This is a genomic window from Actinobacillus delphinicola (assembly GCF_900638385.1).
Classification (GTDB): domain Bacteria; phylum Pseudomonadota; class Gammaproteobacteria; order Enterobacterales; family Pasteurellaceae; genus Actinobacillus_C; species Actinobacillus_C delphinicola.
In genome coordinates this window covers 214,067-231,577 of sequence record NZ_LR134510.1, presented here as the reverse complement: position 1 = coordinate 231,577, position 17,511 = coordinate 214,067, and the positions used below count along the sequence as shown (strand labels likewise).

At 36.9% G+C, this 17,511-nt stretch carries 15 protein-coding genes; 5 read left to right on the top strand and 10 right to left on the bottom strand.

From position 1 onward, the window contains the following. Nucleotides 1-42 precede the first annotated feature (42 nt). Entirely contained in the window at nt 43-1,896 is a 1,854-nt protein-coding gene (gene dxs / locus EL259_RS01035; RefSeq protein ID WP_126598184.1) for a 1-deoxy-D-xylulose-5-phosphate synthase, read from the top strand. Between the two features lie 54 nt (nt 1,897-1,950). On the opposite strand, the gene EL259_RS01030 is transcribed toward dxs, so the two are convergent. From EL259_RS01030 to lepA, 6 genes are read right to left on the bottom strand one after another with little or no spacing between them, the layout of a single operon-like run. After that, nucleotides 1,951-2,370, bottom strand: coding sequence for a hypothetical protein (locus EL259_RS01030; RefSeq protein ID WP_126598182.1), 420 nt, complete (start codon nt 2,368-2,370; stop codon nt 1,951-1,953). A 12-nt stretch (nt 2,371-2,382) separates the two neighbouring features. Further along, a complete protein-coding gene (locus EL259_RS01025) occupies nt 2,383-2,640 on the bottom strand; it encodes a hypothetical protein (protein ID WP_197721288.1) in 258 nt (85 codons plus the stop codon). A 55-nt stretch (nt 2,641-2,695) separates the two neighbouring features. Further along, nucleotides 2,696-3,613 carry a GTPase Era gene (gene era / locus EL259_RS01020; protein ID WP_126598180.1) on the bottom strand — a complete coding sequence of 306 codons (918 nt, stop codon included), beginning with the start codon at nt 3,611-3,613 and terminating at the stop codon, nt 2,696-2,698. A gap of 30 nt (nt 3,614-3,643) precedes the next feature. Continuing rightward, on the bottom strand, nt 3,644-4,324 hold the full coding sequence (rnc, locus tag EL259_RS01015; RefSeq protein ID WP_126598177.1) for a ribonuclease III: 681 nt from the start codon (nt 4,322-4,324) through the stop codon (nt 3,644-3,646). A gap of 2 nt (nt 4,325-4,326) precedes the next feature. Further along, nucleotides 4,327-5,358 (bottom strand): signal peptidase I, encoded by a 1,032-nt coding sequence (gene lepB / locus EL259_RS01010; protein WP_126598175.1) that lies wholly within the window; start codon nt 5,356-5,358, stop codon nt 4,327-4,329. A 16-nt stretch (nt 5,359-5,374) separates the two neighbouring features. After that, nucleotides 5,375-7,168 (bottom strand): translation elongation factor 4, encoded by a 1,794-nt coding sequence (gene lepA, locus EL259_RS01005; RefSeq protein WP_126598173.1) that lies wholly within the window; start codon nt 7,166-7,168, stop codon nt 5,375-5,377. A gap of 274 nt (nt 7,169-7,442) precedes the next feature. Between lepA and EL259_RS01000 the strand changes: the two genes are divergently transcribed. The 4 genes from EL259_RS01000 to cydC all read left to right on the top strand — a co-directional run bounded on the left by EL259_RS01000 (nt 7,443) and on the right by cydC (nt 12,896). Continuing rightward, nucleotides 7,443-8,294, top strand: a complete 852-nt coding sequence (locus tag EL259_RS01000) for a thioredoxin family protein (RefSeq protein ID WP_126598171.1) — start codon at nt 7,443-7,445, stop codon at nt 8,292-8,294. A gap of 64 nt (nt 8,295-8,358) precedes the next feature. Beyond that, nucleotides 8,359-9,306 (top strand): thioredoxin-disulfide reductase, encoded by a 948-nt coding sequence (trxB, locus tag EL259_RS00995; protein WP_126598169.1) that lies wholly within the window; start codon nt 8,359-8,361, stop codon nt 9,304-9,306. A 60-nt stretch (nt 9,307-9,366) separates the two neighbouring features. Next, on the top strand, nt 9,367-11,148 hold the full coding sequence (gene cydD / locus EL259_RS00990) for a heme ABC transporter permease/ATP-binding protein CydD (protein ID WP_126598167.1): 1,782 nt from the start codon (nt 9,367-9,369) through the stop codon (nt 11,146-11,148). Then, entirely contained in the window at nt 11,148-12,896 is a 1,749-nt protein-coding gene (gene cydC / locus EL259_RS00985; protein WP_126598165.1) for a heme ABC transporter ATP-binding protein/permease CydC, read from the top strand. The genes cydD and cydC overlap by 1 nt, the downstream gene beginning before the upstream one ends. A gap of 74 nt (nt 12,897-12,970) precedes the next feature. On the opposite strand, the gene EL259_RS00980 is transcribed toward cydC, so the two are convergent. The 4 genes from EL259_RS00980 to EL259_RS00965 all read right to left on the bottom strand — a co-directional run bounded on the left by EL259_RS00980 (nt 12,971) and on the right by EL259_RS00965 (nt 17,457). Continuing rightward, nucleotides 12,971-13,816, bottom strand: a complete 846-nt coding sequence (locus tag EL259_RS00980; RefSeq protein ID WP_126598163.1) for a patatin-like phospholipase family protein — start codon at nt 13,814-13,816, stop codon at nt 12,971-12,973. 113 nt (nt 13,817-13,929) lie between these two features. Further along, nucleotides 13,930-15,012: a GDSL-type esterase/lipase family protein gene (locus tag EL259_RS00975; protein ID WP_172594200.1), complete on the bottom strand. Its 1,083-nt coding sequence runs from the start codon at nt 15,010-15,012 to the stop codon at nt 13,930-13,932. Nucleotides 15,013-15,038: 26 nt separating this feature from the next. Continuing rightward, entirely contained in the window at nt 15,039-16,049 is a 1,011-nt protein-coding gene (locus tag EL259_RS00970) for an SGNH/GDSL hydrolase family protein (RefSeq protein ID WP_126598159.1), read from the bottom strand. Next, nucleotides 16,036-17,457, bottom strand: coding sequence for an MBOAT family O-acyltransferase (locus tag EL259_RS00965; RefSeq protein WP_126598157.1), 1,422 nt, complete (start codon nt 17,455-17,457; stop codon nt 16,036-16,038). The genes EL259_RS00970 and EL259_RS00965 overlap by 14 nt, the downstream gene beginning before the upstream one ends. Nucleotides 17,458-17,511: the final 54 nt, after the last annotated feature.

Sequence of the window (17,511 nt, the reverse complement as noted above, 5' to 3'; positions counted from 1 at the left end):
TTACAATAGCGTAAAGTATTTATAACATATTGGATATAAACAATGATTGATTACACTCTGCTACAACAAATAGACTCGCCTGCAGATTTGAGAAAACTGGATAAAACACAATTATCTCTTGTATGTGAGCAACTACGTCAGTATCTATTGGAAAGTGTGAGTCAAAGTAGCGGGCATTTAGCATCAGGGTTAGGTGTTGTTGAATTGACTGTCGCTTTGCATTATGTGTTTGATACACCTTTTGATCAATTAATCTGGGATGTTGGGCATCAAGCTTATCCCCATAAAATTCTGACTGGTCGTCGTGAACAGTTAAAAACGATTCGTCAAAAAGATGGATTGCATCCCTTTCCGTGGCGTGAAGAAAGTGAATATGATGTTTTAGGCGTAGGGCATTCTTCTACGTCTATCAGTGCAGGCTTGGGAGTCGCACTCGCCGCTCAACATGAAGGTAAAAATCGTAAAACAATTTGTGTGATCGGAGATGGCGCAATTACTGCTGGAATGGCCTTTGAGGCACTAAATCATGCGGGAAGTTTGCATTCTGATATGTTAGTTATCTTAAATGATAATGAGATGTCAATTTCAGAAAATGTTGGTGGTTTGAATAAACATTTTGCACGTTTTATGACAGCACCTTTTTACACAAACTTGCGTGAAAGTGGTAAAAAAGTGCTTTCAAATGTACCGCCAATTAAGGAATTTGTGAAAAAAACTGAAGAACATATCAAAGGTTTCGTTTCACCTGTCGGCACTATGTTTGAGCAACTAGGATTCAATTATATTGGTCCTATTGATGGACACAATGTGGAAGAATTGATTACTACCTTGTCTAACATGAAAAAACGGACTGGACCACAATTCTTGCATATCAAGACAAAAAAAGGGAAAGGGTATGCGCCAGCAGAGAAAGATCCAATTAGTTACCACGGAGTACCGAAATTCGATCATAAATGTGGTGAATTACCTAAAAGTCAGGCAGCGAGTCCGACTTATTCTAAAATATTTGGTGATTGGTTGTGTGAAATGGCCGAACAGGATCCTAAGCTTGTGGGCATTACTCCTGCTATGCGCGAAGGGTCAGGAATGGTGGAATTTTCGCAAAAATTTCCTGCACAATTTTTTGACGCCGCAATTGCTGAACAACATGCTGTAACACTTGCTGCAGGTTTCGCAATTGGTGGAATGCATCCTGTTGTAGCAATTTATTCTACATTTTTACAACGTGCCTATGATCAAGTTATTCATGATGTTGCAATTCAAAAATTACCAGTACTCTTTGCGATTGATCGCGCAGGTATTGTTGGTGCAGATGGCCCAACTCATCAAGGTGCCTTTGATATTAGTTTCTTACGTTGTATCCCAAATCTTGTCATCATGACACCAAGTGATGAGAATGAATGCCGTCAAATGCTTTATACTGGCTATAAATGTGGACAACCTGCGGCTGTTCGTTACCCAAGAGGTAATGCAGTCGGTGTGGAATTAAAACCGTTAGCAGAGTTACCGCTTGGTAAGGCTACTGAACGTCGTAAGGGTAGCAAAATTGCTATTCTTAACTTCGGAACATTATTACCACAAGTACAAATTGCCGCAGATAAATTAGATGCGACTGTCATTGATATGCGTTTTGTAAAACCATTAGACACCGCAAAACTTGATGAACTTGTACGTGATCATGATGTATTGGTTACTGTTGAAGAAAATGCAATTCGTGGTGGGGCAGGTAGCGCGGTTGGAGAATATCTCTTTGAAAAACAATATATGGTTAAATTATTAAATATTGGATTACCTGATTTCTTTGTGCCACAAGGTTCTCAATGCGAGATGCTTGCTGAAATGAAGTTAGATGCGAAAGGTATTGAAGAGCAGATTCACCAGTTTATTGAAAAATAAATAGCAGACACGAAAAAACCAGTTATTTTTATTTAATAACTGGTTTTTCTTTAGTTAATTCAATGAATTATTTTTACGCCTTTTTTCTTCAGCCTTTCGTGCAATGAGTTGATCGGCACGGGATCGCAATTGTGGTTTCTCACGCAAACGTTGTTCTTGGGGACTCATCATCGGTGTAATAGGGAGTTTCTTTTTATCCACTGGTGTTTTCTTTTTCCCAATATTTTTAAACAGATTAATAATACTGTAAATGACAGCAAATAGACTCCCTAGGATAATTACCCATTTTGTTAAAAGTGCGTATTTTAACAAATAGAGTTGTTTAGTTAAGGTCAAATAATTAACGACATCGCCATAAATACTATTTGCAAAAAATGCGAATAGTAATAGCAAAATAATGATACTTACACGTCTCCGAAAACGGAAGAGATAATACCAAATTAGCGCAGACTTAACTTGTTTAAACATACGCATATCCTCTCCATTTTACGGGAAAAGGCTAATCCCAAGTAAACTTAAGACAGCAATAAGGCTTTTTGTTTTCAAACTGTCAATAATTTTACGTTCTTCATCCTCAATAATGATTTCTAGCTCGTCATCGGAATAGTCTTCTAATGTTTGGTGATAAATAGCAAGGCGTGCTTTGGTACGTTGAATTGCTTTGGCACGGATTTTATCAGCGACTGTTTTTTGGACTGGTTTATAAGTAAAACGAGCAATGAAATCTGTCATTTCTTTAATCATTTTTACTCCTGTATTGAGAAAATGCCGCATTGAAATGCGGCACGATTAGATATGATTATTCTTCCATGTAGCCTAAACTACGTAAAGCACGTTCATCATCCGCCCAGCCAGATTTAACTTTCACCCAAAGCTCTAAATGAACTTTATTGTCAAAGAGACGTTCCATATCTTGGCGAGCTTCGATACCGATAGTCTTAATTTTTTGACCTTTAGCACCGATAACCATTTTCTTTTGACCTTCGCGTTCAACTAAAATTAAGCCATTAATTTCGTAGGTACCACGCTCATTTACTTTGAAACGTTCAATTTCAACAGTAACAGAATAAGGTAATTCTTCACCTGTGAAACGCATTAATTTTTCACGGATGATTTCAGAAGCCATGAAACGTTGTGAACGATCAGTTACGTAGTCTTCAGGATAATGATGAATCCCTTTGCGAAGTGATTCACGGACAATTTTTTCAAGGATATCAATATTTTTACCTTTTTGTGCAGAAATTGGTACGATATCTTTGAATGGGAATTTTTGACTCATTTCAGTTAAAAAAGGCAATAATTCATCTTTATTTTTGATGTTATCAACTTTATTTACTGCTAAAACTACAGGGGTTTTTACTTGGCGTAATTTGTTTAATACCATTTCATCATCATCGGTCCAGTGTGTACCGTCTGTAAGGAAGATGATGAGATCTACATCACCAATTGTACTACTAGCAGCACGATTCATAAGTCGGTTAATCGCACGTTTTTCTTCAATGTGTAGTCCCGGAGTATCTACATAAATTGCTTGGTATTTACCTTCAGTATGAATACCTAAGATGCGATGACGAGTCGTTTGTGCTTTTTTAGAAGTAATCGAAATTTTTTGACCTAAAATGCGGTTGAGTAGAGTCGATTTACCTACATTAGGGCGCCCTACAATAGCAATAAATCCGCAATAAGTTTCTTCATTATTATTTTGGTTTTCTGTCATGATTTTTCCTATCATGCCAAACAAAATATTTTATTTTGTTTTGGCGAGTAATTCTTGAAGAATCAAGTTTGCCGCTTCTTGTTCAGCCTTACGGCGGCTTGTTCCTTCAGCAATAACGGTTTTTTCTAAATGTTTAATTTCACATTTCACGGTAAATATCTGATTATGGGCTTTACCTGTTGTATTAATTACTTCGTAACTCGGTAAAGCTAGGTGTTTGGCTTGCAGATATTCTTGTAATCGTGTTTTTGGATCTTTTTGTTCTTCACCTGGTTTAATTTCAGCAAGGAGATCGGTGTACCAATTTTTAACGACATCAGTTGCCGTTTGCAGATCTTTATCTAAAGAGATAGCCCCAATAATCGCTTCGACAGCATCTGCAAGAATGGAATCACGGCGAAAACCGCCACTTTTTAATTCACCTGGCCCTAGTACAATATATTCACTCAAATTAAAACGATGAGCCAGAACAACAAGGGTTTTTTCACGTACGAGAGTGGCACGCATGCGACTTAATTCACCCTCGTTGCAATTAGGGAACTGGTTATAAAGTGCCTGTGCGATGGTTAAATTTAATATTCCATCGCCAAGAAACTCTAAACGTTCATTGTGTTTCTTAGCGGCACTCCGATGAGTGAGTGCCAACTTAAGTAATTGTGGATCTTCAAATTGGTATTGAAGATTTTTTTGTAATTTATCGTTATTTTTCATTATTAATAAATGCCCATTAAGAAACGATCGGTTCTGATACCGGTAGGCCATTCATTTGGTTTTTTCTTTAAACTTAACCAAATAAAAGTAGCTTTACCGACTAAATTTTGTTCTGGAACGAATCCCCAGAAGCGACTGTCGTAACTATTATTACGATTATCACCCATAACGAAATAGTGTTTAGCTGGAACGATCCAGTGTGTTACGTAACCTTTTTGATCCACATAATCATGATAGTACGGCATTTCATTAGGATTTGGTTGATCCCAAAGAATATCATGTGAAACGTTTTGCATATCTGTTTCATGGACCAATAATGGATGCATATCACTATATATCATCTTACCATCAGGTGTTTGCCCAATAACTTGGTAGAAATCTTTATCAGGAACAGGTTTGCTGTAGAAAAATTGTTGGACTTCACAATCTTTCATGCACGGTTTTCCATTTTTATTTAAAACAACCATAAGGTGACGATTTTTACTATCGTAGAATACTTGATCACCTGGTAAACCAATGACGCGTTTAATGTAGTCCTGACTTGGGCTATCTGGTGCTTTAAATACTACGACATCGCCACGTTGTGGTTCACCTGTTTTTATAAGGGTTTTACCAAAAATAGGATCACGAACTCCGTATGCATATTTTTCTACTAATAAGAAATCGCCAACACGTAAGGTAGGTTTCATTGAACCTGATGGAATTTGGAAGGGTTCAAAGAAGAATGAACGAAAAATCCAGATTAAAAATAATACCCAAAAGAGCGAAGCAAATGTTTCAGTTGGCTCCGCAGCTTTTAAGCGAGCTTGTTGCTCTTCAGGTGTCAATTCAATACCATTTGCCTCATCTTCGGCTAATTGTTTTTTAGCACGCGGTAAGACATAAAAACGTTTATAGCACCAAAATGCACCGCAAAAGAATGTAACAAGAGTCAGTACGATAGACATACTATTTGCGGCACCCATTGCTTCAAAAATTTTCCAGCCAATGACCGCAGCAATAATTAGCAAAATAAAGGCAATATTTGATTTCATTGAAAATCCTTATGAATTAATCTTTACCCACATGAAGAATGGCTAAAAACGCATCTTGTGGAACCTCAACGTTACCTAAAGATTTCATTCGTTTTTTACCTTCTTTTTGTTTTTGTAACAGTTTTTTCTTACGGCTTACGTCACCACCATAACATTTAGCCAACACGTTTTTACGTAATTGTTTAACGGTTGAACGAGCGATGATGTGGTTACCAATTGCCGCTTGAATTGCGATATCAAATTGTTGACGTGGAATAAGTTCTTTCATTTTTTCGACTAATTCACGTCCACGATATGCTGCATTATCTTTATGTACGATCAATGCGAGTGCATCGACACGATCACCATTGATCATAATATCCACACGGACCATATCTGCCGCTTGGAATTTTTTAAAGTTATAATCAAGTGATGCGTATCCACGAGAAGTAGATTTTAAGCGATCAAAGAAATCAAGCACCACTTCACCCATTGGAATTTCATAAGTCAACGCAACTTGGTTACCATGATATACCATATTGGTTTGTACACCGCGTTTTTCAACACAAAGAGTAATTACATTACCTAAATATTCTTGTGGAACCAAAATATTACATTCTGCAATTGGTTCGCGAATTTGTGCAATATTATTCAACGGTGGCAATTTTGATGGACTATCTACATAGACCACGTCCCCGTTAGTTTGTTCCACCTCATACACTACAGTTGGTGCAGTTGTAATCAAATCAAGATCATATTCACGTTCTAGACGTTCTTGAATGATTTCCATGTGAAGTAAACCTAAGAAACCACAACGGAAACCGAAACCGAGCGCAGTAGATGTTTCAGGCTCATAGAAGAGTGATGCATCGTTAAGGCTTAATTTACCAAGTGCATCACGGAATGCTTCGTAATCATCAGAACTAATTGGGAAAAGTCCTGCATATACTTGAGGTTTTACTTTTTGGAAACCTGGTAATACATGCTCTGCTGGATTGTTAGCAAGGGTTAGTGTATCCCCAACTGGTGCACCGAGAATATCTTTGATTGCACAAACGACCCAACCCACTTCGCCTGTTTTTAATTCAGTTGTATCGATTTGTTTTGGTGTAAAGATCCCAAGGCGATCAACGTTATAAGTTTGTCCTGTTGACATGACTTTAATTTTATCGCCTTTTTTCAATACACCATTTTTGACACGAACTAAAGAAACCACACCGAGATAATTATCAAACCAAGAATCGATAATAAGTGCTTGAAGTGGCGCATCTGGATCACCTTCTGGTGCTGGAATTTTATGAACGATATCTTCTAATACCGCATCAATACCCACGCCTGTTTTAGCTGAACAACGAACAGCATCCATTGCGTCAATTCCGACAATATCTTCGATTTCTTCGGCAACGCGTTCTGGTTCTGCCGCAGGTAAGTCAATTTTATTTAATACAGGGACAACTTCTAAATTCATGCCAATTGCGGTATAGCAGTTAGCTAATGTTTGTGCTTCAACACCTTGTCCTGCATCGACAACAAGTAATGCGCCTTCGCAGGCAGCGAGTGAACGTGATACTTCATAAGAAAAGTCCACGTGTCCCGGAGTATCGATAAAGTTTAATTGATAGGTTTCACCATCTTTTGCTGTATAGTTTAACGTTACACTTTGTGCTTTGATGGTAATACCACGCTCACGTTCCAGATCCATAGAGTCTAAAACCTGAGCTGCCATTTCACGATCGGAAAGTCCGCCACAAGTTTGGATTAAACGATCGGAAAGTGTCGATTTCCCATGGTCAATATGAGCAATAATAGAAAAATTACGAATGTTCTTCATTGAGTTCATAGTTATTGTGTTTGTGTCAAGTAATAAAATAAGTAAAAAACCGATTGTACCTGAAACCAACGCATTAGGCTATGATTTTCCCACGCCAAGATTTTCTGAAAAATTTATGTAAAATTAAACAAAATGAGGGAAGGGTTTTCTTATCCGTTATTATATAAATTGGATCAGAAAGGAAGAATATTTTTTATGTCATGATAAAGCGTATTCTAAAATTAGAAAATTCGTTACAATGATTGAATACATATTTTAAAATAGGACGTAGATTATGCAATCCCAATTTATTGAAATTACAGAACAAAATATTTCGCAAGTACTACAAAGCTCACAACAAATTCCAGTAGTATTAAATTTCTATGCACCAAGTATGCCAGAAAGTGTTGCATTTTTAGATAAATTAAAAAAAATTGAAAATCAATATGCAGGTCAATTTATTTTAGCCGCAGTCAATTGCGAAACTCAACAACGTTTAGCCGCCCAGTTTCAATTACAAACCTTACCAACAACCTACCTTTTCAAAGCGGGTAAACCAATTGATGCAATTCAAGGTCCATTAGATGATGTACAACTTATGCAACATTTAAAGGCAATTTTACCAAGTGAAGATGAACTTAAATTTCAACAAGCACTTGAATACCTTGAAAAAGGGGATTTATCGCAAGCTCTACCTCTTTTGAAAGAAGCATGGCAATTGAGCGATAAAAAAAATCCAGAGATTGCTTTTATCTATGCTGAAACTTATTTAACGTTAAAACGTGCTGAAGCGGCGTTGGATGTACTTAATCAAGTGAAATTAGAAGATCGTAATGCACAATGGCAAGAGATTCATGCGCAAGCAGAACTTTTATTAAAGGCGGCAGATACGCCAGAAATTCAACAACTGCAAGCAGAATATGAAAATGATAATCAGCCTGCAACCGCATTAAAACTTGCTATTGCCTTGCATCAAGTAGGGAAAAGTGAAGAGGCATTAGCACTATTATTTAGTATTTTGCAACAAGACTTGCAGGCAGAAGATGGTGCGATTAAAAAAGAGTTTTTAGAAATTCTAACTGCACTTGGCAATGGTGATGCCGTGACGAGCCAATATCGCCGTAAATTATATTCCCTACTGTATTAATCAGTTATTTAGTATAAAATAGCAAAGTAGAGTACCTCGTTATTAATAGATGGAAGCATTTCTTATGAATACAAAACATTGTCAATTATTGATCCTCGGATCAGGACCTGCGGGTTATACGGCAGCGATTTATGCAGCACGTGCAAATTTACATCCTGTTATGGTGACAGGTATGCAGCAAGGTGGTCAATTAACGACAACCGATGAAATTGAGAACTGGCCGGGTGATTTTGAAAAAACCACTGGACAAGGATTGATGGAACGCATGCTAAAACATGCTGAAAAATTTGATACTGAAATTATTTTTGATCAAATTAAATCTGTTGATTTTTCTTCGCGTCCATTCAAATTATTCGGTGAAATGCAAAATTTTACTTGTGATGCCTTGATTATCGCAACAGGTGCTTCAGCACGTTATCTCGGTTTAGAGAGTGAAGAAAAATATAAAGGTCGAGGCGTTTCTGCTTGTGCGACTTGTGATGGTTTCTTCTATCGTAATAAACCTGTTGCCGTTATTGGTGGTGGGAACAGTGCCGTGGAAGAAGCGCTTTATCTCGCCAATATTGCAAGTGTGGTACATTTGGTACATCGCCGTCATGAGTTCCGTAGTGAAAAAATTCTACTTAGTCGCTTAGATCAAAAAGTAAGTGAAGGAAAAATTGTGATCCATACGCCATATACTTTACAAGAAGTACTTGGTGATGACATGGGTGTAACGGGAATTCGTATCCAAAATATGGAAAATGACACACAAGAAGAAATTAATATTGATGGTCTTTTTGTAGCGATTGGGCATACGCCAAATACGGCAATTTTTGATGGGCAATTAGAACTAAACAATGGCTATATTGTCGTCAAATCAGGTTTAAATGGTGATGCAACCGCTACTTCAGTGGAAGGTATTTTTGCTGCTGGAGATGTTATGGATCATATTTATCGTCAAGCGATTACTTCTGCTGGAACAGGCTGTATGGCAGCACTCGATGCAGAACGTTTTTTAGATAAATTATAAATTTTAAAAATGGAGGGCGATTTTTGCCCTCTTTCTTTGTACTTTTTTTATTTAGTAATTATGGAAAAGACTCGTCAACGTTACTTACAAAAATGGCTGACCGAACAAAAAGCTCCAGTCAAAAAGTGGCTAAGTATTAATGTATTACTAGCAAGTTTGTCCTCACTTATTTTAGTTGGGCAAACATACTGTTTTGCAATTATTTTGCAAGCTTTGATTATTAAACATCAAGATCGTCAACAACTAGGCGCATACTTTGTTGGTATCGTTCTTGGTTTTGTTCTTCGTGCCCTTATTCTTTATTGGCGTGAACGTATTGGTTTCCGTTGTGGGCGAGAAGTCCGAAATCATATTCGTCAACAGATTTTTAATAAAATAGCAGCGGTTGGACCCGCAACGATTAATAATAAACCTGCGGGTAGCTGGGCAACGATTATGCTAGAGCAAGTGGAAAACTTACATAATTTTTATGCACGTTACTTACCACAACAAAGTTTATCGGCCATTGTTCCTGTCATTATCATAATCGCTGTATTCCCATTTAACTGGGCAGCGGCCTTGATTTTAATTCTTACTGCACCATTAATCCCACTTTTTATGATTTTAGTTGGTATGGCTGCTGCAGAAAGTAGCCAGCAGAATATGGATGTCTTGGCAAAATTGAGTGCGCAATTTTTAGATCGTCTGCGTGGTCTAGAAACCTTACGACTTTTTAATAAAACAGCTGAGCAAACAGAACACATTGAGGAAAGTACAGAGGATTTTCGTGAAACAACAATGGAGGTCTTAAAAAAAGCTTTCCTTTCCTCCGCAGTTTTAGAGTTTTTTACGTCAATTTCAATTGCACTAATGGCAGTTTATTTTGGTTTTAGTTATTTAGGGCAAATTGGATTTGGAAGTTACGGTACAACAGTCAGTTTATTTGCAGGTTTTTTCTGTTTAACCTTAGCACCAGAATTTTATCAACCACTACGTGATCTTGGTACTTACTATCACGATCGAGCTGCTGGAATTGGAGCGGCTGATGTCATTGTAGATTTTCTAGAAGCCGATTATGTGACAGCTCAAAATCCTCACGCCACCCAAATCGATGAAAATTTTGCGGAAAAATTACACAATAGTTTATCCATTCATGCACGTGATTTAGTTGTATTATCACCAGCTGGTAAACCATTAACGAAGGCATTGAATTTTGATTTACCTGCACATTCACTTACGGCATTAGTTGGACAAAGCGGGGCAGGGAAAACATCACTCGTTAATGTTTTATTAGGCTTTTTAGCATATGAAGGTAGCTTAAAAATCAATGGCAGAGAATTATGTGAATTAGATCTAATGGATTGGCGTAGTTTTATTGCATGGGTTGGGCAAAACCCCGTATTACTTCAAGGTACATTGCGTGAAAATTTACTATTAGGTAATGAAAATGTGTCGGAAAGTGAAGTTCATGCAGCACTAGAACAGGCTCAAGCACTAGAGTTTACGGAGCAAATAGGGCTGGATACTGAGATTAATGAACATGGTGTGGGGCTTTCTGTTGGGCAAGCACAGCGTTTAGCGATTGCTCGTGCGTTATTACGACATGGGAATTTAATTCTTCTTGATGAACCGACAGCAAGCTTAGATGCACGTTCAGAAACATTAGTTTTAAATGCATTAGAAAAAATGAGTCGTGAACAGACCACATTGATGATTACACATCGTATTGAAGACTTAAAACAATGCGATGCTATTTTAGTTATGAAGGATGGCGAGATTGTTCAACAAGGTCGCTTTGAAGAATTAGCTCAAGTCGGCTTCTTCGCTGAACTTTTAGCACAACGACAACAGGATATTCAATAATGCGAACTTTATTGCCTTTTATACGCTTATTTAAATATGCAAAATGGCCACTTTTTGCGGGCATTATCTTAATGATTCTAGGACTTGCCTCAAGTATTGGTTTATTAACTGTATCAGGGTGGTTTTTAGCGGCGGCTGCGATTGCGGGAGCGGGCAGTTTATTTAACTTTTTTTACCCTTCTGCGGCAGTACGTGGCTTAGCCATTGGACGAACTGTAGCTCGCTACGTAGAAAAAATTGTAACGCATGATGCAACTTTTCGTATTTTAGCCAAATTACGTGTAAAAGTTTTCCGTAAGATTATTCCATTAAGCCCTGCGGTATTAGATCGTTATCGCCATAGTGATTTATTAAACCGTTTGGTTGCTGATGTGGATACTTTAGATAATTTGTATTTGCGTGTGATTGCTCCTTTTATCACTGCGATTGTGATGATTGGCGTTCTAACCTTTTCGCTGAGTTTCTTTGATGGGCGCCTTGCACTTATCATCGGGATTACGCTTTTAGCATTACTTCTTATTATTCCTACTATTTTTTATCAACTAGGTAAAAAATTCGGTGAAGATTTAACAGAAGAACGCGCTCAATATCGCAGTCAATTTGTTGAGTTTATTCAGGCTCAGGCGGAACTTTTATTATTTAATGCAGGTACACATTGCCGTAAAAATATGGCTGAAACCGAAGAAAAATGGCAGGCTTTGCAACAAAAAGAAGCAAATTTATCAGGACTTTCAACTGCATTAGTGATGTTTGCAAATGGTATGTTATTGGCGGTAGTATTGTGGGTTGCTGCGAAAACGGATTTTGCGGTCCATCTTGCACCAGATAATCGTTTATATCAGGCTTCAGTCATTGCACTCTTTGCTTTCGCAGCATTGGCAAGCTTTGAAATATTAATGCCATTGGGGGCTGCTTTTTTACATATTGGGCAAATTGTTGCCTCTGCAAAACGGATTAATGAATTGACCGAACAGCAACCGCTGGTGGTTTTTGATGGTGATAAAGTATTAACTTTGCCAAGCAATGCACCTTTATTACAAATTCAAGATGTGAATTTTCATTATCCAAACCGTAAAGATTTTGCCTTAGAGCATATTCAATTAACTTTTGAACAAGGCAAGAAAATTGCGATTTTAGGTAAAACGGGGAGTGGTAAGTCATCATTATTACAACTTTTAGTACGTAACTATAATCCAGAAAGTGGTGAAATCCTACTTGGGGGCAGTCCAATTCAGGATTATAGCCAAGACAGTCTGCGTTCAACGTTTTGTTTTTTAACGCAACGTGTCCATGTTTTTAGTGATACTTTGCGTAACAACTTGCAAATTGCAAGCCAAAAAGAAATTTCTGATGAAAAAATGCAAGCGGTTTTATTAAAAGTCGGATTGGATAAACTGGTTGCACAAGAGGAAGGGCTAGATATTTGGCTGGGTGAAGGTGGACGTCCACTCTCTGGCGGCGAACAACGCCGTTTAGGATTGGCACGCATTTTACTTAATGATGCGCCAATTTTACTATTGGATGAGCCGACTGAAGGTTTAGATCGTGAAACTGAACGTCATATTCTGTCATTAGTTTTTGAACATTGCCAAGATAAGACATTGATCATGGTGACACATCGATTAACAGAGATTGAACAGTTTGATCAGATCTGTGTGATGGATAATGCGAAAGTCATGGAATACGGTAGCTTTGATGAACTTTATCAGCAAAGTGGCTATTTTAGACAATTACTTGATAGAATTTAGGAAAATAAAAATAACTGGGCGCAACCCAGTTATTTTTTTGCATAAATTTTTTTGAAAATGGGGGCGTAATTGGATTAAGCCGCCAAATATTTTTGAAAGGCATCCCATGCCGTTGCCATATTTTCGACACCTAGATCGTACATAGCCTGAAGTTTTTCTGGATCACGTTCAATGCGTGCTAAATGAAGATCTTTCGTTGGACGAACGACAAAAATTTTGCCTTCTTCTTCTAATTTTTCGATGAGATCGAGCGTAGCATTATAATTCTTCCAACGGTTTAAAAGTGCTTCCGCAAGTTGTGGATGACGGAAATAGAAACTTTTGATGAGCCATTCGGCTTGTGGTTTTTTGCGATATTCTTTTACTTGGGTAAGCACTACAATAATTTTTTTATATCCCATGCGTAGGCATTCTTCAATTGGGATGCTATCAGCAATTCCGCCATCAAGATAGCCATGACCATTTAGTTCGACAATTTGTGAAACAAAGGGCATTGCACCGCCTGCGCGAAGGGTATCGACCTGTGCGACAGGATCAGTAATGCGGACATATTCAGCTTTGCCCGTATCAACATTCGTAATCGTAGCATAAAACTTAATTGGGCTTTCCTTGAATGTTTGATTATCAAAAATATCTAATTTAAAAGGAATAAGAGAATAAGCGAATTCGGTATTTACCATATTGCCACTGGTAAAGAAACTGTACCAACCTAAATAGTGTTTATCGTTGGCATATTTTAAATTGTAACGAAGCGCACGTTTAGGTTGCTTAGATGGGTAATTAATACCAAATAATGCTCCCGCTGAAACTCCAATAACACTATCAGCTACAAAATTATGTTCAAGAAAAACATCTAAGACGCCATTTGTGTACATACCACGCATTGCGCCACCTTCCAGGACTACACCGACTTTCTCCATCAATTTCTCCTATCTTTATCTTTTTTGAATACAAAACAATCGGTTATTCTATGCTTTTATTCTTAAAAAGTTTAGTTTTTTCTAAAAAAGTAACTGATTTTAAGTAGCTTACTTTATGGATGAGCTAAGTGAATGAGATAATTAGCAAAGGCTGTTCCAGTTTTCATGTAACCTTTAAAGTTAAGATGTACTCCATCTTTGCTTGCCATGCCTTGTCGTTGAAATAGATACATACCACATTTCCCTCCCATAGCATTACGCCATGACCATAGACGAAGATGATATTTTTCTGCCATAGCTTGTTGCATTTTCCAGATAGCCTGTAGTGTTGAAGGTACTTTACATTGAGATTTATCTAAATTCATTGGTGGTGCCTGGACCAGAATAATCGATGTATCGGGTAAATCATGGCGAATTTTTTGTAATTGTTTTTGCCAATTCTGTGTTTCTTTATGAATATCCATTTGTGGATTAAAGGCCTCATTTGTACCAAAAGCCAATACAATTAAGTCAGGGTGAAGTTGTTTAAGCATGGTTGTCCAGTCAGACTGCCATTTATTTAAACTGGATAATTTGGCACCGTTTACGCCAAGAGTAGAGTAGAGGATACCTCTTTGCTGATTTTCCAATTCTATTTGACCTAATGATGTACCTTTATTAGCTGAAATTGAAAAAGGTAAATAGCCTTTAAATTGTGTAAATTGCCAATTTTCATTTTTAGGATGAAAACTAATAGAACGATCTTTATCTTTAAAAACCAGTTTATCTTTAGGTGTGTTTGCTTTAAAAAATACGTGGATATTTTGTAAATAAGGATTGAGATGATAAGGAAATATTTCTGTTTCGCTATCTGGTTCTTTTGCTATCGCCATTATCCCACCAAATGGAGGTTTTTGTTGTGCTGAAGAACGATTTACAAAACGTTGCCAGCCAGTTGATATTTGATGGACACTAATATTTTGTTGTCCACTGATATTTACAGGGGCAATTAATCCAATTCCGCCATTTCCAAAATAGCTTTGTAAGCGTTTTCTGACAGCATAGGAAAAAAGATCGGCAGCAGTGTGTGAATCACCAATCTGAATGATTTTGACTTTTTGAATTTTACCTTGCTTTAAGGCATAAAGTTTATCTTGCCAGGGTTCATGAATTGGCGTTGTACAACCTTGCAAAAGCAGGATGGATAGACAAGCCATGCATGAGAATAGTCCCCGTATTCTCATTATTTAGACTCCTGAATATGAATATGAATATGTTCTAAAACATAGTTTGCCATAATTTTTTGCCCAAGCCAGGTAAAATGTACGCCATCTTTTAAGCGTACTCTAGTGAGTTTACCACGATATTGTATTGCAAGTTGATACTTATGTTCACCTGGATCAACTAAAACTTCTTTAGTTGGCAAGAAAATACCATAAGCTATGACTTGGTTTTTAATTACTTCATCTAAATAACGCATTTCCTGATTGAGAGTTGGGTTACGCATGTAAGGAATGCCTAACCATAGAACCTTAACATTATGTTTTTTCGCTGCGTTGAGAATACGCTTAATACGTGATTCATAAACGTGTTGCCACTCTTGGGAATGGAATTTTAAATAAGGTCCATGCTTATGAGCAGGGTTAGGAAAATTCCAAGGATCATTTGCTCCAAGTAAAATGACCAGTAATTTGATATGCGGGTTTTGATTTAATGTATCTTCAATGGTTTTTGGCCAATCAAAGAAATGGGGATAAGACAGCCCTGTGCTTTGTTGACTCAGATTCACTGTGCGCATATTAAAATTTTCGCGCAGATATTTTTGAATATGAGGCGCAATAGCTTGCATTAAGGAGTCTCCTGCAAAGAAGACTTGATCTTGCGGAGAAATTACGACATCGTCAACAGGCTCTTTAGCGATTACCGTTGGTATAGCGGTTTTTTGAGGCGATAATTGGCGTGGTTTAATGATTTTTTTTAATACATGTGATGTTTGAGTATTTTCTTTATCAAAATCATAAACTGTTGTATTTTCAGGAATAAATCGAGCTAATGATTGTGTCAAATAACGATTTACTGTACGCCCTTCTTCAAACCATGCGTAGGGTAAATAACGTTTCAGAGGACTTTCTTGATGATAAGTTTGTTCCCAATAATGATTTAAAGATGATTGATTTAACCAAATAAGCACAAGTACCGTACCAAGTAATGTTATGTAGAGCGATACGATAGTAAATTTTTTAGAAACCTGCATAAATAAATCCTGGAATCCCTGCGGGAGAAAAATATGTAATAATAATAAGCAATAAAGTAAAAATAAGAATCCAGAAAACCTTAGGAATAAATTCAAGAAAAGAAACGAAGGCATCAAATGTTTCTTCAATTACTGGATAAAATACGAGAAGAAATACAATAAACCCAAGAAAGAAAAGTGCATATGAATTTAAAATTCCAGAATAGAAATTATGGAATAGAGCATAAATCATCAGCGTAAAATCATTTAATTCTGTTGTTTTAAAGACAAGGAAGGTAAAACTAACAAAATTGAATGTAAGAACGATACCGATAAATTTTCCTAAACGTGTGGTTGGGTAAGCAAAATTTTTGTGTGTACGGAAAATTTTATTAACTAAATTTTGGAAAACAAGAGCCACGCCATGCAATGCCCCCCAAATAGCAAAATTCAGGCTTACTCCATGCCAAATTCCTGATAGAAAGAATGCTAGAAAGAGATTAAGCTGTTTTTTAAAAAAATTGACACGATTTCCGCCAAGTGGAATATAAATATAATCTCGTATCCAAGTAGAAAGGCTGATATGCCAGCGATTCCAAAAATCTTGGATATTTACCGCACGAAGTGGCATTTTAAAGTTTATTGGGAGTTGAAAACCCAGCAACATTGCAATACCGATAACTAAATCCGAGTAGCCTGAAAAATCAAAGAAAAGTTGCAACGTGTATCCATAAATAGCGGCTAAGATATCTATACTATGATATTCCAATGGATTTTCAAAAACAGGATTTACAACATAATTTGCAATATCTCCTGCAAACCACCATTTTTTTGCAATACCTAATAAAATCAAACTACAAGCAAGTGCAGGACGAATCATATGGCGTTTTGAGCGGACTTGTTGCAAAAAACCTTGTTGTTCACCAAACTTTGTCTTAAAACCGTTGACTCTTAGAATTGGACCTGCAGTAATGGTTGGAAAAAAGCTAAAGTGAAGTAACGTTTCATGAAAATTAAGATCATTATTTTTATCTTCATAAAGGCTGACGAGGTAAGCAATGGATTGGAAAACATAATAGGATAAGCCAAGTGGCATTAAAAAATCCATTTCTTCATTTAAACCAAATTTAATCAGAAAAATTTTGAAAAAATCAAAGTATTTAAAAATGGCAAGGACAGAAATTGCTGTAATAATACCTAGCCCTAAGAAAAATTTACGGATATTTTGTGATGATGTACTCACAATTCCTCGAGCAATAAAATAGATCATTGCGGAATAGACAAGTACAGTTAAAGCAAAATTAGGATCAGCGTAGTATAATAGAAAGAGGCTAGCAGCTGTGAGTAGCGTATTTTGAAATTTTCCTAGCAGATAAACGAGCCAAAAAATAAAGAAAAAAAGGAAAAATTCAATGGATAGAATGTGCATAGACTGATTTGTTTATTTAATAAAAAACAAGGACAAAAAACCCTAAAGCGAAGT